At 39.4% G+C, this 20,545-nt stretch carries 21 protein-coding genes; 7 read left to right on the forward strand and 14 right to left on the reverse strand.

The genetic code is table 11. The features are described from left to right. The first annotated feature begins 115 nt into the window (after positions 1–115). From ACFTQ7_RS14900 to ACFTQ7_RS14920, 5 genes are all read left to right on the forward strand, one after another. Positions 116–1,030 (forward strand): DMT family transporter, encoded by a 915-nt coding sequence (locus ACFTQ7_RS14900; RefSeq protein ID WP_386829699.1) that lies wholly within the window; start codon positions 116–118, stop codon positions 1,028–1,030. A gap of 366 nt (positions 1,031–1,396) precedes the next feature. After that, on the forward strand, positions 1,397–2,371 hold the full coding sequence (locus ACFTQ7_RS14905; protein WP_386829701.1) for a carbohydrate kinase family protein: 975 nt from the start codon (positions 1,397–1,399) through the stop codon (positions 2,369–2,371). Between the two features lie 21 nt (positions 2,372–2,392). Next, a complete protein-coding gene (locus ACFTQ7_RS14910; protein WP_386829703.1) occupies positions 2,393–2,782 on the forward strand; it encodes an RDD family protein in 390 nt (129 codons plus the stop codon). Between the two features lie 530 nt (positions 2,783–3,312). Further along, a complete protein-coding gene (locus tag ACFTQ7_RS14915) occupies positions 3,313–3,603 on the forward strand; it encodes a hypothetical protein (protein ID WP_386829705.1) in 291 nt (96 codons plus the stop codon). 13 nt (positions 3,604–3,616) lie between these two features. After that, positions 3,617–3,748: a hypothetical protein gene (locus ACFTQ7_RS14920; protein WP_386829706.1), complete on the forward strand. Its 132-nt coding sequence runs from the start codon at positions 3,617–3,619 to the stop codon at positions 3,746–3,748. A gap of 80 nt (positions 3,749–3,828) precedes the next feature. On the opposite strand, the gene ACFTQ7_RS14925 is transcribed toward ACFTQ7_RS14920, so the two are convergent. Further along, positions 3,829–4,263: a GNAT family N-acetyltransferase gene (locus ACFTQ7_RS14925; protein ID WP_386829708.1), complete on the reverse strand. Its 435-nt coding sequence runs from the start codon at positions 4,261–4,263 to the stop codon at positions 3,829–3,831. Positions 4,264–4,423: 160 nt separating this feature from the next. Between ACFTQ7_RS14925 and ACFTQ7_RS14930 the strand changes: the two genes are divergently transcribed. Together ACFTQ7_RS14930 and ACFTQ7_RS14935 are read left to right on the forward strand one after the other, a co-directional pair. Continuing rightward, positions 4,424–4,876 (forward strand): MarR family winged helix-turn-helix transcriptional regulator, encoded by a 453-nt coding sequence (locus ACFTQ7_RS14930; RefSeq protein WP_386829709.1) that lies wholly within the window; start codon positions 4,424–4,426, stop codon positions 4,874–4,876. 177 nt (positions 4,877–5,053) lie between these two features. Next, the gene (locus tag ACFTQ7_RS14935) at positions 5,054–5,479 is read left to right on the forward strand and encodes a GTP pyrophosphokinase (protein ID WP_386829710.1); all 426 of its coding nucleotides are present in this window, start codon (positions 5,054–5,056) and stop codon (positions 5,477–5,479) included. A 426-nt stretch (positions 5,480–5,905) separates the two neighbouring features. On the opposite strand, the gene ACFTQ7_RS14940 is transcribed toward ACFTQ7_RS14935, so the two are convergent. The 13 genes from ACFTQ7_RS14940 to ACFTQ7_RS15000 all read right to left on the reverse strand — a co-directional run bounded on the left by ACFTQ7_RS14940 (position 5,906) and on the right by ACFTQ7_RS15000 (position 20,533). After that, positions 5,906–6,733, reverse strand: a complete 828-nt coding sequence (locus tag ACFTQ7_RS14940) for an ABC transporter permease (protein ID WP_386829711.1) — start codon at positions 6,731–6,733, stop codon at positions 5,906–5,908. 14 nt (positions 6,734–6,747) lie between these two features. Beyond that, positions 6,748–7,689: an ABC transporter permease gene (locus tag ACFTQ7_RS14945; RefSeq protein ID WP_349658770.1), complete on the reverse strand. Its 942-nt coding sequence runs from the start codon at positions 7,687–7,689 to the stop codon at positions 6,748–6,750. Positions 7,690–7,706: 17 nt separating this feature from the next. Next, a complete protein-coding gene (locus ACFTQ7_RS14950) occupies positions 7,707–9,254 on the reverse strand; it encodes an ABC transporter substrate-binding protein (RefSeq protein WP_386829713.1) in 1,548 nt (515 codons plus the stop codon). Between the two features lie 18 nt (positions 9,255–9,272). Beyond that, complete coding sequence (locus tag ACFTQ7_RS14955) at positions 9,273–10,244, reverse strand: P1 family peptidase (protein WP_386829740.1); 972 nt, start codon at positions 10,242–10,244, stop codon at positions 9,273–9,275. A gap of 37 nt (positions 10,245–10,281) precedes the next feature. Next, a complete protein-coding gene (locus ACFTQ7_RS14960) occupies positions 10,282–11,259 on the reverse strand; it encodes an ABC transporter ATP-binding protein (protein WP_386829715.1) in 978 nt (325 codons plus the stop codon). After that, positions 11,234–12,262, reverse strand: a complete 1,029-nt coding sequence (locus ACFTQ7_RS14965; RefSeq protein ID WP_386829716.1) for an ABC transporter ATP-binding protein — start codon at positions 12,260–12,262, stop codon at positions 11,234–11,236. The genes ACFTQ7_RS14960 and ACFTQ7_RS14965 overlap by 26 nt, the downstream gene beginning before the upstream one ends. 25 nt (positions 12,263–12,287) lie before the next feature. Further along, positions 12,288–13,742 carry an aldehyde dehydrogenase family protein gene (locus tag ACFTQ7_RS14970; protein ID WP_386829718.1) on the reverse strand — a complete coding sequence of 485 codons (1,455 nt, stop codon included), beginning with the start codon at positions 13,740–13,742 and terminating at the stop codon, positions 12,288–12,290. A gap of 11 nt (positions 13,743–13,753) precedes the next feature. Beyond that, positions 13,754–14,500 (reverse strand): SDR family NAD(P)-dependent oxidoreductase, encoded by a 747-nt coding sequence (locus tag ACFTQ7_RS14975; RefSeq protein WP_386829720.1) that lies wholly within the window; start codon positions 14,498–14,500, stop codon positions 13,754–13,756. 1 nt (position 14,501) lies between these two features. Next, positions 14,502–15,590, reverse strand: coding sequence for a tartrate dehydrogenase (locus ACFTQ7_RS14980; protein WP_386829721.1), 1,089 nt, complete (start codon positions 15,588–15,590; stop codon positions 14,502–14,504). Next, on the reverse strand, positions 15,587–16,819 hold the full coding sequence (locus ACFTQ7_RS14985) for a M20 family metallopeptidase (RefSeq protein ID WP_386829723.1): 1,233 nt from the start codon (positions 16,817–16,819) through the stop codon (positions 15,587–15,589). The genes ACFTQ7_RS14980 and ACFTQ7_RS14985 overlap by 4 nt, the downstream gene beginning before the upstream one ends. Positions 16,820–17,780: 961 nt before the next feature. Beyond that, positions 17,781–17,957, reverse strand: a complete 177-nt coding sequence (locus tag ACFTQ7_RS14990) for a hypothetical protein (protein WP_386829725.1) — start codon at positions 17,955–17,957, stop codon at positions 17,781–17,783. A gap of 129 nt (positions 17,958–18,086) precedes the next feature. Continuing rightward, positions 18,087–18,995 carry a hypothetical protein gene (locus ACFTQ7_RS14995; protein WP_386829726.1) on the reverse strand — a complete coding sequence of 303 codons (909 nt, stop codon included), beginning with the start codon at positions 18,993–18,995 and terminating at the stop codon, positions 18,087–18,089. Positions 18,996–19,408: 413 nt separating this feature from the next. Next, the gene (locus ACFTQ7_RS15000; protein ID WP_386829728.1) at positions 19,409–20,533 is read right to left on the reverse strand and encodes a conserved virulence factor C family protein; all 1,125 of its coding nucleotides are present in this window, start codon (positions 20,531–20,533) and stop codon (positions 19,409–19,411) included. Positions 20,534–20,545: the final 12 nt, after the last annotated feature.

Consider the following 20,545-nt stretch of genomic DNA (forward strand, 5'->3'; position numbering starts at 1 on the left):
TACTCCTAACCGAGTAGTTCTACCCTCTACATGAGTGAAGAACTTTAATAATGGAGCGAAATAAACGTTAATATTTTCACAAGCGTCAAAAATTTTAATAGAAAGAAGGTTTTATATGAACATTTCAGCGATTATCAAACTAACTGTTTCAATGGCCCTTTTTGGCTCTATTGGATTTTTCACCGTTCATACGGGTGTACCTGCAATCGAGCTAGTATTTATTAGATGTATTTGCGCTACCCTCTTCCTTGGCGGAATGTGGCTTATCACTGGTGGTCATAAGACGGAAAAATGGGATAAAAAAGAAATTTTACGTACACTTCTATGTGGTGTCTTTATTGTCTTAAACTGGGTATTTTTATTTAAAGCCTTTGAAGAAATGTCGATTTCCATTGCCATTTCTATTTATAATTTAGCACCAATATTCGTATTAATTTTTGGCGCATTGTTTTTAAAAGAAAAAATGACTATTCAAGCGTTACTAGCAACACTAACTTGTTTTATCGGCAGTATGTTTATTATTGGTTTAAATAATTTTATGTCCCTCTCTGAATTTATGAAATCAGGCTTTATATGGGCATTACTGTCTGCATTATTTTACGCATTTACGATGCTAACAAGTAAAACGATCACAAAGCTTAGCTCCTACGCATTAACATATATCCAAACAACGGTCGGAATTATCATACTATTGCCATTTGTTAATTTTTCGTTATTTGGAGATTTAACGACTACAAACTGGCTATATATTTTAGGAACAGGTTTTATTCATACAGGATTTGTTTACTATTTATTTTTTGATAGTATTCGTAGCCTCTCTACCATACTAGTTTCAGTATTAGTATTTGTTGACCCTGTTGTGGCAATATTGCTTGATATGCTGTTGCTTGATTTTATGCCGAGCTTTATGCAAACAGCTGGTATTGTATTAATTTTCGGCGGTATTTTCTACACTATTTACGTACCAAAGAAAAAGCGAATGCCTCGTAGCAAAAGCGAAGCGTCTGCTACGGAATCCCCCCACCTTTAAAGGTGAATGCGGTTTGGTTCGGATATCTAAACAATGCTGAAATAAGGAATTCAGTCTAAGTATGTGAGGGCAAGGTGATGGAAGTGTCTTGCTGAGCGACGGATTCAAATGAAGGCGACGGAACCAACTGGCTTAACGACGGATTCAAAGCGCTTAATGACGGAATCGGTGCTGAACGACGGATACAATGCGCTTAGTGACGGAATGACGGTGCTGAACGACGGATACAATGCGCTTAGTGACGGAATGACGGTGCTGAACGACGGATACAATGCGCATAACGGCGGATAGCCACTCCTTATGGCAATTTTTCTGTGCGACAGCACCACTTATCTAGGACGAAATTGAAATAAAGGAGGTTTTTCCATGAGTAAACTTTATGCAATTGGTGAATTATTAATTGATTTTACACCTACTGAACAAAATGCCTCCCTTGCTGCAGTTGAGCAATTTACTAAAAATGCTGGTGGGGCCCCTGCCAATGTTGCAGCTGTTTGTGCAAGGCTTGAGCAACAAGCGGCCCTCATTACACAGGTAGGTCAGGATGCTTTTGGAGATTTTCTAGTAGAAACATTAAAGAAAGCCGATGTCGATACGAACTATATTGTTCAAACTGTTGAGGGTGAAACAAGTCTAGCCTTTGTTTCATTGACTGGTGATGGAGCCCGTGATTTCTTATTTTATCGCCGCTACGCAGCTGATTTACTTTACAACAAAGAGCAACTGCCACCTAATCTTTTAACAGATAAAGATATTCTTCATTTTTGTTCAGTTAATTTAGTGGAAAGCCCAATGAAACATGCACATGTGGCCCTGATAGAACAGGCTCAACAGGCAGGGAGTCTTGTTTCTTTTGATCCAAATGTTCGCTTGCCACTGTGGAATGATGTGAAGGCATGTCGTCAAACCATTTTAGAATTTTTACCAAAGGCCCATATCGTTAAATTGTCTGAGGAGGAGCTTTTATTTTTAACAGCGATTGAGGATGAAGGAACAGCCGTCCATTCATTATTTCAAGGGAAAGTACAAGTACTTATCATTACTCGTGGAGCAGAAGGTGCAAGTCTTTATACGAAAAACCTTCACGTTAAAGTACCAGTTGACAAGGTTCATGCGATTGATACAACCGGAGCGGGTGATGCCTTTATTGGTGCATTGTTAGCCATTTTCCTTAGCAAGCAGATTACAGCGAACAATCTAGTCGACTTTTGTCAGCAGCATGCTACCTCCCTCCTTACATTCGCGAATAGCTATGCGGGAGCTTCGACAGAAAAACATGGGGCCATGCCCTCTTACCTTACTAAGCAAGAGTTGCCATTTAAAGACAATATATTCAATTGAAACTTATGAGGAGGTACTCCGATGAAATCTATTACTAAAAAACGAACAAAAGCATTTCTAATTGATTTGGCAATTTCAACCGCTGTCACAGCTGGAGTGGAATATGTCCTGCGGAAAAAAGTAAAAAACGAGGCTATTCATGCCATTGTCACACCAACAGCCGTTATGTGGTCACTTGAATTTGCACAATTACGTAAAAATGGGCAAACCGTTGGCTATAAAAAAATGGGGATAGCACTTGAGAATAAAAGTGGGACTAAGCTCACTTCTGCTCAAATTCTGAAACGAATGGCATACCGTGACTCAATCAGCCTTTTCGACTACTTGAAAAATCCAACAGCGTTCGAACAACAAAACGGACAACTTCTACCTCACGATCACTTCTCAGACACCGTTGTAAAAGAAGTCTAACAAAATAAGGCTACTCAAAATATTATTGGGTAGCCTGTTTTAATAGAAGGAGAGGATACACTTGAATTTGGATCATGTTGTTGAGGTTTTACTTGAAAGTTTAAAAAGTGATCAATATATTGAAGCTGTATTTTTTAAGAGAATCCATGGCTAGAGAGGAGCATGATAAATTTTCAGATATCGATATGTCCCCAATCGCAAGAAGCATATCGAAACTTATAAGGATACATTATTTACTGATGACATTTATATTATTGCCCCTCAGCTACTAGTCGTATATGAAGATTTGATTCATGTCGATTTATTTACCGTAGCTCCCTCTGAAATAAGTAATAAAGATGCAAATCAATTATGCCTCGGCATAATTGCGTCCGGAATCGGCTTTGTGCTTAGGCCTGCACGATGCAGGTCAGTTAGCCGTTATCGCATGGATGCGATGGTTTTAGGCTAACACCCCCAAAGCACTCCTTTCCGATTCCGTGACATCCGCCGGAGGCTTTAACTTCTTTCAGCGGGTGTTTGGACACCTGTTGAAAGAAGTTAAAATATTATATGATCCGAATGAAATTCTTACAGCTAAACTGGAAAGTACAACTATGGCATTAACTCCACTCGAATTTCAAGATGCTGTAGATGATACTATCTGGTATTTGTATCAATATTATTGGAATGCTCAACGCGGAAATGAGATTTGGTGTATTCATTTATTGCGGAATAGTTTAGAACACTTCGCTAAAGTACTCCTACATAAATATTGCCCTGAGCGAGCTTTACTTGGGCTTAAAGCGATATATAATTCGCTTCCCTCTGCCCTTAAATGAGATAGTCGATATTATGAATTGTATGAGCCTTGTTACACATGAAATGGCCATTAAGAAATTAGTGAACGCCTTCAATAATGAATCAGATTGGATATTTGAAAATGTGCCGACTAAAGAAGAAATTATGCCATTATGGGAAAAATAAAAGAGTTATTGCACTAAAATAAAATAGCAAACTAACATAAAACTTAGTTTGCTATTTTTAATATATTGAGTATCCTACGCCTAATTAAATTGTTTTTTCATTAAAATATGCGGGATGCCACAATCCATAAATTCTTCACCTTCACGTTTATAGCCTAATTTTTCATAAAAGCCTTCTGCATAAGATTGCGCGTTTAATTTTGATTTTGTTAAACCTTTTTCTACTGCTATTTCCTCTAAACGTTGGATAATTACTTTACCTAAACCAAATTTGCGGAATTCTATTAATATACATATACGCTCTAATTTGCCATAGCCATCAACAACTCGCAGTCTACCAGTACCAACAGGTTGATCGTTATAATATACAAGGATATGATCACATGCTGCATCTAGCGTGTCGAATTCATCATATTCTTCTTCCTCTGGCACCTTTTGCTCCTCAATAAAAACTTTTTGACGAATGGAAAACGCTGTTTGTAAGTCTTTTTCATCTGTAATTTTTTTTGTGTTCAATTTTATATTCCTCCTCATTTTTTCTGTTTTAGGAGTGTACTCTCCCCTGCTTGGAAAAGAAAACCACCTGTAGATATGAAGTGAAATTTCCCTTCATGGATGATAATATATAGTATAGAGTATTTTTTATTGCAAATACAATATTTTTCGGAGGCAATCAATGAAGGAAATTTTACGAGATATTGGTGCGATTGCTCGGGCACTTGATTCCATTAGTAATATTGAGTTTAAAGAACTTGATTTAACAAAGGGACAGTATTTGTATGTCACTCGCATCTGTGAAAACCCTGGTATTATTCAAGAAAAGGTTGCTGAACTATTGAAGGTAGATCGCACAACTGCCTCTCGAGCTATTCAAAAGTTGGAGACTAAAGGTTTTGTAGAAAAGCGTAGTGAAGTTGGTAACAAGAAAAACAAACAGCTTTTCCCAACAGAAAAAAGTTTAAAGATTTATCCATTTTTAAAGCGTGAAGGAGACTATTCGAATGCTAGAGCATTAGATGGTTTTTCTCATGAAGAAATGGACAGTGTTCAAGACTTTTTAATTCGTATTCGTCAAAACATTGAAACTGATTGGGAATACGTAAAAAAAGGGCATAAACGAAATTATTAAAGGTGATTCCTCGTGCTTTTTGAGCATTTGGAACCGCCTTCCTTTGCGAAGAATACCTATTTTAGTATAACGTTAACAGCCCTTGAATTACATCCTTTTGGCACTCTAAGCATTAGTTAGCGAGCGAATAGTATGATAAAATGAAAGTTATTATAGGATTTAAGCGAGGTCTACTATATGTTGCCTGATTATGTTGAGATAGCCCATGAGATAGCTAGAAAGGCTCATGCTGGACAAGTTGATAAAGCAGGCGTTGATTACATTAAACACCCTGAAACAGTCGCCAGCTTTGTGAAATCAGCGGAAGAAAAAGCTACTGCTTATTTGCATGATGTTCTTGAAGATACAAAGATAACAGCAAATGACTTTAAGAACGCTGGAATACCTGATAATGTGATTGAAGCGGTGCAAGTCTTAACCAAAGATAGAAATACACCTTATTTTGATTACCTGAGGCAAGTTAAAGCCTCCCCTATTGCTAGAATAGTAAAACTAGCGGACTTAAAACATAATTCAGACCGCTCCCGGCTTCTAAGCATAACCGATAAGGATTTAGAGCGACTTGAAAAATATAAAAAAGCTACTGAGTTTTTAGAGCAGTAACAAATTAGCAAAAGGTAGAAAAAGAATTGTTAAGTAAAATTTATATTACTTTCATAGCTATTTCAGGTTACCTTAATTGTTCAGTTTATCCGCCTTGCCTTAGCTACAAAAGCAAAGAAAACAGCTCACAAAGCACTTGATTAGATTGTCAAATTTGACAGTCTTTTTCTTTTGGGTACATACTGACGACTAAGCGGAGTAAGAGGGTTCGGATGATATAAGAAAAAAGCACCTTGCATAATGCAAAATGCTTTCTTAATTTCGCGGAAGACAATACGGAAAATATCAAACACTACAATTATTAATTGTCCGTCAAACACTCTATAAACGTTTGAACGACTAAAAATTATTTTATTTTTTTACACCCCCTCGTCGTCAATAGCGATGAAGGCCTATGATTTATTGAAAAAAACAGCACCTGATATTTTACGCTTTTGAACGCGGATCCATAAAATCGCGTAACGCATTGCTAAGCATATACAAACCTAATACAAGTACTGTAATAGCTCCACCTGGCGCATAAGTGTACCAAGGGGCTCCAACTAAATAGGCTTGTGAATCTTTTAACATTCGTCCCCAACTAGGGTTTGGTGGCTGCACACCAAGCCCTAAATAACTAAGTGCCGCCTCCGCAAGCATCGCAGTCGCAAAGGTCACAGTGGCAGCGACGATAATTTGCGATGAAATATTAGGTAATATATGACGAAACATAATGCTATAAGGTTTTACACCGATTAACTTTGCTGCTAAAACATATTCAGTGTCACGATGTTGAACGAAACCACTACGTGTAATTCTGGCAATGGCCGGTATGGCAATAATGCCTAATGCAATAGCCGTATTAACAATCCCCGGCCCAAATACTGCCACGAGCATTAAAGCTAGTATAATTCCTGGAAAGGCCATTAATGCATCCATCATGCGCATAAAAATTTCATCGATCCAGCCACCTACATACCCCGCTACACCACCAATTAAAATACCAAAAATTATTCCAATAAATACTGTCATTAGTCCGACTGCAAAGGCCGTTTGTGTTCCTTTCATAATACGGCTAAAAATATCACGACCAAATTCATCCGTTCCAAATAGATAATCACTACTTGGGCTACGTAATTTTTGAGGTATATTCATCGAATTCACATCATGAGGTGTATAAAAAAAGCTGATTATCATGATGATTAGAAAACCGACAATGACTAGTAGACCAATGATTAAATTAATATTTTTCATGTATCTTTGTATATGTTTCATCGTATCCACCTCGCTCATCGTAATCGGATTCTAGGATCTAACACTGAATATAAAATATCGACCATAAAATTAATCATGACCACCGCAACCGTAATATACATAACGATTCCTTGTACTAATGGAAAATCACGATTACTAATAGCTGTGATAAGAAGTTGACCAACGCCTGGCAGTGAAAATACTTGCTCCACAATAATCGTCCCAGCAACAACTTCAGCCATAATTAATCCAAATACCGTTAATATTGGAATCATCGAATTTTTTAAGACATGCTTATACATAACATTTTGCTCAGACATCCCTTTACTACGAATCGTACGCACATAATCGAGCTGAACTTGCTCTAAAATTGACGTACGAACATAGCGAAAATTGACCGCAATTTGTGGAATCGCAATTGTTAACGCAGGGAGAATAAGTGTACTTAACGCTCCTGCTACACTTTGCGTCCACGGAATATAACCACTTATTTTAAAGAAGCTGAACTGTAGTCCAATATATAAAATGAGAATCATTCCAAGCCAGAAAGAAGGAATGGCCATACCAACTTGTGTCACTGTTGACAACGACATATCACTGAACTTATTTTGTCTTCTCGCCGCAAACATCCCCAACGGTAATGAAACGAGTAACACAATTACGAGGGCGAGCCCAGCTAATGACATCGTTACAGGTAGTCTGTCAAACAGTAAGTCTTTTACCGGCATTGAAAAACGAATAGAATTTCCTAGTTCCCCTGTTAATAATCCCTTCATCCAATCTGTATATTGTTCATAAAGGGGGCGATTCAAGCCAAGCTCTGATCGCAAATTTTCAATTTGTGTGGGATCCGCTTCAGTACCTAACATTGTCCGAACCGGATCTCCAGGTAAAATTTGAAAAACACCGAATGTAATGATCGACACTAGAAGGATAGTTGTTATTAACAGGATGAAACGACGTATAATATACATCATCAAGCACTCATCCCTTTCTAGTTGGAAATTTTAACCTCAGACATATCATGGAACCAGAACGGATAGTTCTTTAATCCAGTAACTTGCTTCTTAGAGCCCCAAACAATTTGATAATCTGCGATATAAACCGCTGCTGCCTGCTCAGCTAAAATTTCCTGTGCACGATGATAGTAGTCAATTTGCTTCGCCTGATCTCTTTCCTTTAAAACGTCTGCCATAATTTTATCGTATTCCTCATTTTTAAATTTGAAGAAGTTTTCACTATCATTTGTTGAAATGTAATCATTAATAATTTCATAAGCAGAAGCACGACCAGTTAAATCGATTGTTGTCATTTGATAGTCCCGACCAAAGTAAACTCGGTCTAGCCAAATTCCCCATTCGACAACTTCAATTTCTACATCAATACCAATCTCCTTTAAATTATCGGCAACGATTTGCGCGATATTTGAATAAATGTCATTATGTGAAGATACAGTAATTTTCGTTTTAAAGCCTTTAGGATAGCCCGCTTCTGTTAATAATGCTTTGGCTTTTTCCACATCACGCTTATACATATCTTCTAAGCCTTTCTTTTGATAGTCCCCCATCGCTGGACTCATGTTAGAACCAAGTGGTACAGCATAGCCCGCAAACACTGAGTCAATAATATCGGACTTACTAATCGCGTAGTTAATTGCTTGACGGACCTTTACATTATCAAAAGGTGCTTTCGTTTCATTAAATGTAACGATTAATGATGAGTTATTATTTTGATGAGATAAGTTATAGTTATCTCCTACTTCACTTACGCGCTGCCAAGGTACACTCGTTAAATCGACTTCATTGGCCATTAAACTCATAATCGCTGCTTGATCATCCGATTGAAAGGTAAACGTCACTTTATTCAAATAAGGTAAACCTTCCTTCCAGTATTTTTCATTTTTCTTCAGTTCTAAATTTGTGCCCGGAGAGTATTTTACATATGCAAATGGTCCAGTACCTATCGGGTTTTCATTATGCTTTCCATCATTGCTTTTTGGTAAGATAGCTGATTGTCGAGCCGTTAATGAATATAAGAAGTTAGAGTTCGGCTCTTTTAGCTTGATCACAAATGTATTGGCATCTGGCGCTTCTGTTGACGCAACATTATCAAAGCTGTTTGACATCTTTTCGCCACCGTTTTTCCCCATTAAACGATCAAATGAATACTGAATATCCTCAACAGTTAAATCCTCTCCATTATGAAATTTCACACCCGGACGAATATTGAATGTATATGTTAAACCATCTTCAGATATTGCATAGCTTTCGGCTAACCCTTCTATTAAAGTTCCATCTGTTTGCGGTGCCATTAGTCCTTCAAAAATATTAAGAATCATTTGGTAAGAAATAGACGCTGTCGCTTTATGTGGATCTAAAAAATCTGGGTCGTCATTTATACGTACTACGATTTCTTGAGGTAAATCCGCCACTGTCTTTCCACTAGTACTTGCATCCTTTTTGTCATCACTTGAACAGGCACTCATTAATAAAACGACTATCATTGTCAATAACAGCAACGACCAATTGTTCTTTAGTCTCATGTTATTTCCCCCTATTCTCTATGTGCTCATTATTTGAATGCTTTTATAACTTTCTACTTCAGCTAATTTATCTGCAGCTTTAATGCCAGTAATGATCGCTTCTTCCATAGCTCTTGTAGCTAGATGACCCAAATAGTCCACTGGAAATCTTTTATTCCCTGTACCAAGCACGAAAATCGTATCTCCATCCAGCATTGTGTGTACTGGATAAATTGTCCGTGCAAGAGCATTTTGTGTAAGCTGGGCTATTTTTTTGGCCTCTGCTTTTGTCAGCTTGGCATTCACTGCAACGACACCGATTGTCGTATTCGTACCAGACAATGCTTCCGATTGCACATGTTCCTCTAAATACGTACAGCAATCCATCCATTCCCCTGTTTTCGGATTCCTTGCTCCTGCTAGCGTTTCTCTTGTAATAGGATCTTTCACATCTCCAACGGCATTAACAGCAACAATGGCACCCACTACAACATCCTCTTTGCCAGCTATAGAGGCGCTACCTAGTCCCCCTTTCATACAAAATTGAGGACCCGCCAATTTTCCTACAGTCGCACCATAACCAGCCCCTGTATTACCATTTGCAAATGGACCAACAACCGCACTTTTAGCGGCTTCATAGCCCATTGGAGCAGTAGGTCTTGTCTTTGGATCACCGATAAATAAATCGAACAGCACCGCACTAGGAACAATTGGAATTGTGGCAACACCTGCCTGTACGCCAACACCTCGCTCCTCTAGAAATTGCATGACTCCTGTCGCAGCATCCAATCCAAATGCGCTCCCCCCTGACAGGCAAATCCCATGCACATGCTCAATTTCGTTAATAGGATCAAGTGCATCTGTCTCTCGAGTGCCCGGCGCTGAGCCTCTTACATCGACACCGCACACCGCACCATTTTCCACTAAAATCGCTGTACAGCCTGTAATTCCTTCACTATTTTCTGCATGCCCTACTTTAACTCCAGGCACATCTGTAATGTTTCCAAACACCATACACACCCCACTTAATAAAGACTGATTTTTCAGTCTATTCATCATATAAAAAGCACGCTACCCGTTGATGGTTATTTTCTTCTTGAAGCTCTGGCCGTTCCTGATGACATCTTTCCATCACATAGGGACAACGTGTATGAAACACACAGCCTACAGGAGGATTCATCGGGCTCGGCAATTCACCCTGTAACGGTATTTCTTGTTTCGGCTCATCAAAATTGATCACTGGAATGGCGGATAGCAATGCCTGCGTATATGGGTGCAGAGGATTTGCATATAATTCTTTCTTCGTACCAATTTCCACTACCCTCCCCAAATACAACACAGCTACTCGATCGCTAATATGTTTTACAACACTTAAATCATGTGAAATAAATAAATAGGTCAAATGAAATTCATCCTGTAAATCCATCATTAAATTCAATACCTGTGACTGCACCGAAACATCTAATGCAGATACAGGCTCGTCCGCAATAATGAACTCTGGATGAATAGCAAGAGCCCGCGCAATACCGATTCGTTGTCTTTGGCCCCCGGAAAATTCATGTGAGAACTTTTGCATAGCATCCTCTGGTAAACCTACCTTGTGTAAAAGCTCCTTTACACGTTCTTTGCGCTGCTCTTTCGTTAATGTTAATTGCAGCTTCATCGGCTCTTCGATAATGGCACCTATTCGCATACGAGGATTGAGTGATGCAAACGGATCCTGAAAAATCATTTGCATTTGATTGCGATAAGTTTGTAGTTTACTTCCCTTTAACTGCTGAATAGGCTGTCCTTTATATAAAATTTCTCCGTCGGTCGGTTCAACGAGTTTTAAAATAGTTCGGCCAAACGTCGATTTTCCTGAGCCGGATTCGCCAACGATCCCAAGCGTCTCACCTCGGAAAATTTCTAGAGAAATATCATCGACTGCTTTAATGACCTTTTTCTCATCCCTCATCGACTTACGTTTTACAGGAAAGTACGCTTTTAAATGTTTTATTTCAAGCAAGGCTTCTTTCTTCGTCATGATCATGCGCCCCTTTCTCTGAAAATAAATGACAGCGTACTTTATGCTCGTCTTGAATATGGATTGCCTCAGGTTGCACGTTACGGCATTGTGCCATTACAAATGGACAGCGTGATGCAAAACGGCAGCCTTCTGGTAACGCATAAGCCGGTGGAACAGTTCCTGGGATTGACGGCAATCGTTTAACATCTGACTCTAGATTAGGCATTGTTTTCAAAAGAGCCGTTGTATATGGATGCTTTGGATTCATAAAAAGCTCTCGCACTGGCGCTTCTTCTACAATTTGGCCTGCATACATAACTAGAACGCGATCTGCCGTTTCTGCTACAACGCTCATATCATGTGTAATAAATAATATAGCGGATTGATGTTCTTCCTTCATCTTCATCATAAGCTTTAAAATTTGAGCCTGTACTGTTACATCAAGTGCCGTTGTTGGCTCATCAGCAATTAACAGTTGAGGGTTATTGGACATTGCAATCGCAATCATGACACGTTGGCGCATACCACCTGATAATTGGTGTGGATATTCAGCAACCACCTTTTCTGCATTGGCAATACCCACTTCTTTTAAAAGATGCAGAGATTTCTCCCGCGCCTCCTTTTTTGATATCCTTTGATGTCTGCGAATGCCTTCCATCATTTGATTACCGACTGTAAAGACAGGATCTAATGATGTCATCGGCTCTTGAAAAACCATACTAATTTCATTACCTCTTATAGTGCTCATCTCTTTATTTTTAAAGTCTAAGAGATTTTTACCATTCAGTTTAATGGTACCAGCAGTAATTTCTCCTGGTGGAATAGGCAGTAATCGCATAATTGATAACGATGTAATACTTTTACCGCTTCCAGACTCACCTACAAGCGCAACCGTTTCTCCCTTACGAATCGTAAAGCTCACATCATCGACCACTTTTGCCTGCTTACCATTTTTTAAATGGAATTTTATTTTTAAATGTTTTACCTCTAGGAGCACCTGATTTTCTTTTGGCTGATCCATATGCATCCCTCCATCTCACATTTCATTACATTTGATTAGGTGGTGCATAGCGTATTGCGATATTTTTCATTTGCGTATAATTTCTCAACGCGACAAAACCTTTTTCTCGTCCAATGCCACTCTTTTTATAGCCGCCAAACGGCATTTGAATTCCGCCTGCTGCTCCATAGTTATTAACAAACACTTGTCCAGCATTTACACGACTTGAAACATAATGTGCAGTATCCAAATCCTTCGACCAAACGCCTGCAACTAATCCGTAATCTGTACTATTCGCTAAGGTAATTGCTTCATCAACCGTCGTAAACGCAAATACAGTTAACACCGGTCCGAAAATTTCCTCCTGCGCGAGTGGATCGTTAGCTTTTACTCCAGCAAGTATTGTTGGCTCAACATAATAGCCCTGTTCAAAGCCTTTAATCGTAAGAGTTTCACCACCAGTAACTACGTAGCCATCCCCTTTCGCCTTTTGCAGCAGTGTTGAAATCTTCGTATATTGTCGTTCATTTAGAAGCGGGCCCATATCAACGTCCGCTTCACCAGGGCCAACTTTTAATGCTTGGAATTTTTGTACTAATTGTGCCATGAATTTTTCTTTAGCACGCTCTTCAATTAGGAGTCTGGCCCCAGCCGAGCATGTTTGTCCAGCATTTTGAATAATGGCGCGTACAACTCCTTCAAGCGCTTGCTCCATGTTGGCATCCGCAAAAACAATATTTGGGGATTTTCCACCAAGCTCTAATGTTACTGGTACAACATTTTCAGCGGCTGACTTCATCACCTCAATGCCCGTCGGAACAGAGCCTGTAAACGTAATATGATTGATATCAGGATGGGAAGTTAAATACGGTCCAACATCACGACCTAAACCTGTAATATGCTGAAAAATACCTTTTGGTACTTTATCCGCAAACCATTCCGTTATAGCGTGTGTAGTTAATGGCGTATCCTCCGCACTTTTAACAATTACAGCATTGCCAGTAGCAATTGCAGCTGCTACACTTCTTGCCGTAATTTGAATAGGATAATTCCAAGGCACGATATGTACGGTAATTCCTACAGGCTCTAACACTACCGCATTTAAAATGCCGTCTTCAACGGGGATCGTATCCCCCATAACTTTATCGGCTGCTCCTCCATAAAACTCAAAATAGCGCGCCGCCGCTTCAATATCCGCTCTTGCTTGAGTTAATGGCTTTCCAACATCACGACATTCTAACAAACTCCATTCCTCTGCATGCAGACGTATATAGCGTGCAAGTTCAATGAGTAGCTGCCCACGTTCATAAGCCTTTATTTGCCGCCACTCTTCACTTTCAAACGCTACTCGCGCAGCGCGTACAGCCTCGTCAACATGGATTTTATTCGCATTCGTAATTTGGGCAATGACTTCACCAGTAGAGGGGTTCATGACATCCAATAATGCTTCCATATCACCATGTATCCACTCACCATTTATCAACATCGGAATTTTCTTCACGCGTATCCCTCCTATAGTCCACGACCACCGTCTACATGCAATGTCGTTCCTGTAACCATATTCGCTGCATCAGAGAGTAAATAACTTACTGCTCCGGCAATGTCTGATGGATTCACTAATCGCCCAAGTGGGACCGATTGAACAAAGACACTCTGCTTAGTTTGCTCGACGTCCGCTCCTTGTGCCGTAAATTGAGAAAGCATCTGCGTATCGGCTGGCCCTGGGTGAATCGTATTCACACGTATTTGGAACGAAGCTAGCTCAATAGCCAAACCACGTGTAAAGCTCTCCGCCGCCCCTTTAGATGCAATATAAGACTGTAAACCTGGGCGTGGTCGTACTGCAGAAATGGAAGCGATTGTGACAATTGAGCCCTTTAGCCGCTCCTTCATATAAGGAACGACTGCCTTTGTTGTAATAAATAAGCTTTTAACATTGACATCCATTAACCGGTTCCACTCGTCTATCGTTACTTGCTCAATCGGTTTTGCTGCCTGCGCTATACCAAGCGCGTTGACAAGTCCATCAATCCGTCCATACTCATCAAAAATCTGCTTGAATACTTCGTTCACACGCTCCTCTTGCAAGACATTGACCTCAAAGCATCGCAAGGCATCGTGCGCTAAATCGTTTAAAGAAGCTACTGATAAATCAAGCCCTACAGCAATATTGCCCTTTGCAAGTTGTTCCTGAATAATGGCTTTTCCCATACCACCACCAGCACCTGTTACAATGATGACCTTTTGCTCTACTGCCATGCTATACACCCCTTGCCGCTAAATTCATTTTGATAATCTCCTGACAAATCGCATCACCCATTTGTGCGGTTGTCGCCTGTCCACCAATATCTGCGGTTTTCACAGCCCCTTCTCGAAGTACCGTCTCAATCGCACTTACTATTAGCACCTCTAGATCAAGTCTTCCGATATGTCCAAGTAACAAAGCAAGTGACCAAATTTGTGCAATTGGGTTTGCTATGCCCTTTCCTGCAATATTTGGTGCTGACCCATGTACAGGCTCAAACATAGAGGGGAATTCCTTTTCTGGATTTAAATTAGCTGACGGTGACAGCCCAAGACCACCAACGATGGCTGATCCTAAATCTGATAAAATATCTCCGAATAAATTGGAAGCCACAACAACCTGAAAATCTTGCGGTTGTTCCACGAAATAAGCTACTAAAGCGTCGATATAGATAGATTCTAACTCTAGTGCTGGTGAGCTTCGTGCAACAATTCTTCTAGCATGCTCATCCCAAAACTTCATTGAATGAATAATAGCATTCGATTTTGTCGCGCTCGTAATCTTTGTTTTGCCATTTTTATAGGCATAATCACAGGCGGCTTGGACAATTTTTTCAATACCGATACGTGTCATAATCGTATTTTGAATCGTCATTTCCTGTGGTTGACGATGATAAATTCGCCCACCACTATCGGAATATTCCCCCTCTGCATTTTCACGGAAGATCACAAAATCAATATCCCTTCCATTAGCAAGTGGCGAGGCTATGCCAGGTAGTGATTTAATCGGACGAAAATTAACATATTGCTGAAAGCTTTTTCGTATCGGCATAATTAATTCCCATACTGTCACGTCATCAGGAACACGAGCATCTCCAATAGCCCCGAATAATATCGCATCAAACTCTTTTAATTTGTCTAATGCGTTACTTGGCATCATTCGACCGTGATTGAGATAATAATCTGAGCTCCAAGGAAAAATAGTTGTATCTATTTGTAATGTAGAATCATGTTCCTGAAGAGAATTTAGTACCTTTAATGCTTCCTCCATAACTTCCTTCCCAATACCATCTCCTGGAATAACTGCGATTTTTGTGTGAGTCATTGTGCATCACCTGCTAAAAACTTTAATGCTGCTAAACGGTAAATGGCTGTAGTTTCTGCTAATTCTTCGATATCGACATATTCGTCAATTTGGTGGGGCATATCACGATCACCCGCTCCAACGGTAACGATTGGTACCCCATGCACATGTAGGAATGTTCCATCTGTAGCTCCTGGGACACCGTTATATTTCGGCTCTTTTTCCGTTACCTCAGCGACTGCTTCATAAATGGCTTGTACAACAGGCTCCTCCTTCGCTGTTGCTGTTGCAGGGCGATTATCAAGCACTGTTAACTCAACTTTAAAATCCGGATCATCTGCTTGCAGGCGTTTTATAATTCCCTCAATTTTACCGAGAAGCTCATCGTGATCCTGTGCAGGAACTGTACGAATATCAAGTGTCGTCATACAGTGATCAGGAATGACATTAATTTGCGCATCTCCTTTTACAGGCGCGCGTAAAATCGTTGGTGTAATAGATGGCCAATTAAGCATCGGATCACGTCCTAAACGTGCCTGCTCTTCTTTTTCCAATTTTTCAAGCTCTACGATAAAACGTGCCATGCGCCAGTTCGGATTAATGCCACTCCAAGAAATCGCACCGTGCGCCATTTTACCGAAAACATCCACTTTCAAGCGTATTGCCCCACGCTGTGCGATACAAACGTTGTTTTCCTCTGGCTCACAAATAATTGCTCCATCTACATTATCTGCCCAGCCATTTTTTATAAAATGTTTAATACCAAGCATTAACCCTTCTTCATCACATGGAATACATAAAATAATCTTGCCTGTAAATTCCTCCTGATCCAGTAACAACGACTGACAAGCTGTAATCATACACGCAAGATTTCCTTTTGTATCATTTGTGCCTCGGCCATACATTCGACCATCAATAATTTCTGCACCGAACGGATCGTACGTCCACGCCTCACGATTCCCTTCAGTTACGACATCTGTGTGTCCTTCAAAGAGAAGTGTTTTTCCTGGCTTACCCGAATCAATAATACCAATGACATTCGGTCGACCTGGCACAACCTCCTCAACATGTGTTTCAATCCCTATATTACGTAAATATTGAGCGACATAGTTCGCGACTTCTTGTTCATTGCCATTTGGGTCATCTTCTCGGTAAACGCTTTCTATACGTACTAGCTTTTGTGTAAGCTCAATAACTGCTTCTCGGTCACGTATATAGGATTCAGTTGTCTTTAAACTAGTTACTGTCATTTATAAGTCCCCCTACATTTTATAGAATATTCTGAATTTAATTCATTTTATCATTATCCCTCTCAACAAACATTAGACAATTTGTAAATAATATATTGAATGCTTTTAACTTTATGTTTAGTAGTGAAAAGCTAGAAAACACAAAAATAATATATATTATGTTATTTTTCGATAAAAAGAGACTTAAGGGAACATTACAATAACGTGGGGTTGATTTCCGTTCCAGCCGGGCGCTTTGTTGCTGCCGCTTCGCTTTCGCACAGTTAAAACATTCGTTGCTGCCGCTTCGCTTTCGCACAGAGCAAAGCTTCCTGGAGGCGTCGGGGCAACAGATGTTTTTTGCGCGAAAGCGTAGTGCTAACGTAGCGACAGCAGCAGATGTTTTTTGCGCGAAAGCGTAGTGCTAACGTAGCGGCAGCAGAGGGTTTTGGTTTTGTATGTGCGAAAGCGCAGCGACAGCAGGATGTTGGTCACGAAGGCGTTATCACAGGAGGTGATACTTTTAGCCTTTGTTCCTCTATTGCTAATCCCCAAGGAGTCGCTCAACCTACACTCCAATCAACTTGTTTGCATAATATAGGCTTTATCAAAATGTCATCTCATATTTCGGTGATACTGCTGAAGAATTTTTATATAGCTTCAAATTCTAAAGACATTGATAAAGTAAGCTATGTTAGAGGTTACATAACCACAGATGGATACGAGCAGACGTATGACTGGACACAAAAATGTTAGAGCTACGACATTTGAAGATTTAAGGGGAAGATTAGAGGACTTAGCGAATGGTTGTTGTCGAAAAGATTGTTGCTATTCAACAAAGGTTGTAAGTTAGTCAATAAGAGAAGCGTATTTCTTATATCGCGTTTTAAAAAAAATGTTCAATAAGGAGGGGCATTCTGAGATGATAAATTAAAAAAAGGGTCACTCTGCTGGAAGTGACCCAAAGTATTACTATAAGATACTATTTGAACCTATCTAATTTCTTAACTTTCATTGAAGCTATAGATAAAATCATTGGTGAACCCGAAAAATTTAGCTCGAGCCTAATTGGTTTTACATTTGCATAAGATCCGCCCAATTCACCTTGGGCAAACGAATCATTACCACAAGTATTACCAACTAAAAGATCACCTTCCATCCCCACTACTTCTTACGAATAACAGGAATATGCGAAGAATCATGCTTTAACAGGATGCGCCTTATTAATGAACCTTTGTACTAAACGTTAAAGTGTCAGTGTATTTAAGTTGCTCTCATCTACTAGAGATTAGTTAGTGGATATGGCCATTAAATCATCATTTTCTAGCCAGTGTTTACCGCCGAGAAAATCAACTAAATAAAGCGGTTTGTAGTTGTTATTAATAGTAGTATAGATTACTTCGCCCGTTATCTTTAAGGCAGCTATCATCACTTGTGATCTGATAGGATATTTAATATCGACGCATTCCTTTAGAACAAGGATGAATTGTTCCATAGAGCAAACACCAGTCTGGAAGATACGGTGATTATCATCGGTCTCAATGTGGTATATAACTCCCCCGTCTTTTAATACATCGATTACGATTGTATGTTGGAATTGACCAACTGAACGAGTAGCAGAAAATCTACACCCGGTAACAGCTCGGTGGAATGGTTCTTTTTTATCCGGATGATATAAGCTTCTCTCTACTTGCTTCCAACCACTTTCTGTAAGTGCATTCTCAATATAACTAAAGATGGGGACGTATCGACTCGGGTTTTCTAGTATGAATTGTTTTATTTCTTCAAGTTCTTGAGCCAATGAGTTGTCGAAATTAGTCTCATCGAAATCTCCCTCTGAATACATTTTAGTCAAATCTTTCATTTGATTTCTAAACTGTTGGGGGGTGATAAGCTCTGTAATGACCCCTTCATATTTAAGTAATTCAGATGTTTGGGTATTGCCTGATGGATCGAACAAATATGGTTTGCCTAAATAAGATGTTTCTAAATATACCTTTAATAGTTTCATTTGCAAAGCTCTGTTGTGTTGTATGATTGGGCACCAAATTGCAATGATGTCATATCCAAAGACTTCATTCATTGCTAAGGCAAATATATGGCTGCGGTTAAGACAATAATCGAAAAGTGTTCTTCCTGTAGCGCCTACTCTAATTTCATTTAAAGGCAAGTCTACGAAATCGTATTTCAACTGCACTTATCTTCCCTCCTTTAAAACTATAATCTTTTTTTATTTGTTATTTGTCATTTGTTATTATTTATTATGCACTGTGCTCTTATAGCTTAAACTTCAAGGGTACCGATATAGAATATGCCCCCGCTCTCTTATGTTCCTGTTCTCCTGTTCCACTAAAAAATAACTTGTGAGATTTCAATGTATGAAACTTATGAAAAAAACATGACTGAAAGAAAATCAAAACGAAAATCCTTAATCTTAGGAAGTAATTGCCTTCAATAAGGCTAGTTGATCTGCTTTTCCTAATTCTTCGACTGCTTCATACATTCTAGGAAGCAACAAGCTAAAAAAACAACCTAGCGAAAAAATGGAATTGAAATATAAAAAAACCAGCGTCTATTTGAATTGCTCAAATAGACGCTGGTTTTTTCGTTTTATTGCTGGCGAGACTCTGTCATTTGCTTCCAAACAGAACCTTTTGCTTCCTCACCTTGTTCGATGCGGGCAATCGCCATTTTTACTTGTAGCTTCACTTCAAACTCTTTATCCTCTTCAGCAGCTTTTAATGCCGTTAATGATTTCTCCGTACCAACTTCATATAAGTACATAGCTGCACGCCAACGAACTAGTTTATTTTTATCTTGTAATGCTTGCTGCATCGCGTCTTCAAATTCCACTAAGCCGAGGTCACTCATACAATCTCCTGCTGTTCGACGTACCGCTGCACTTTTATCCTGTAATGCCTTTTCCAAAAAAGGTACAACCGCTACATCTTCAATCATCCCTAAATAAACGGTTGCAAGTCGACGGATAGACATTTGCTCATCTTGTAACGCTAAATCTAAAAGTGGTAAATCATCTAGCTCTGGATCTGCCATTTGGTCAAGCAATTGGAAACGTTTTTCCCATTCTGGTTGTTTAAACTGTTCAACAGAAATTTTCAGCTTAGCTTGCTTCTCAATAGTTTTCTCAGAATCATTAATCGTTGCAATAATCTCCGCTAAACGTTCCTCTGAATAAGTTACATCTATTTCTTGTTTTACGGCTTCCCCAATTTCCTCTAGCTCTCCATAACGTACACCATAGTCAATCCACTTACGTTGGAAAATATAATTTTCATCAACTGCAGTCTCAATAATTTTATTGAAAGCTTCCACAAAGCGGTCACCACAGCTTACCCGATGCTCACGTTGATTATCAAACACCTTTACTTGAAGCGGTACTTGTTTATAAAACTGCACATGGACGTACACTTCACCATAAAATTCATTGGCAACTTGTTCATTGTTTACTTCCTGTACATCTTCACCTAACACTTGACGGATACTAGCTAAAATACCTTCCCATGCATACTTTGCGTTACGCTCAACAGCGAAGAAATCTGCTACATGATAAACACCTTTAACACCTTCAATTGCTAAAATCGCTGCCGCATCACCTGTTGCTTCATCCTTATTATCTTTTGTAAAATTATAGCTTTTGCCAAAAGGTAACTCTGTATCAACGACAATCTTCATAGAATTAGGGCTTGGTGTTGGTTCAATTGTAATAATCTTCATGTATATCGCTCC

Source organism: Lysinibacillus sp. NPDC056959 (assembly GCF_042674095.1).
GTDB lineage: Bacteria > Bacillota > Bacilli > Bacillales_A > Planococcaceae > Lysinibacillus > Lysinibacillus zambalensis.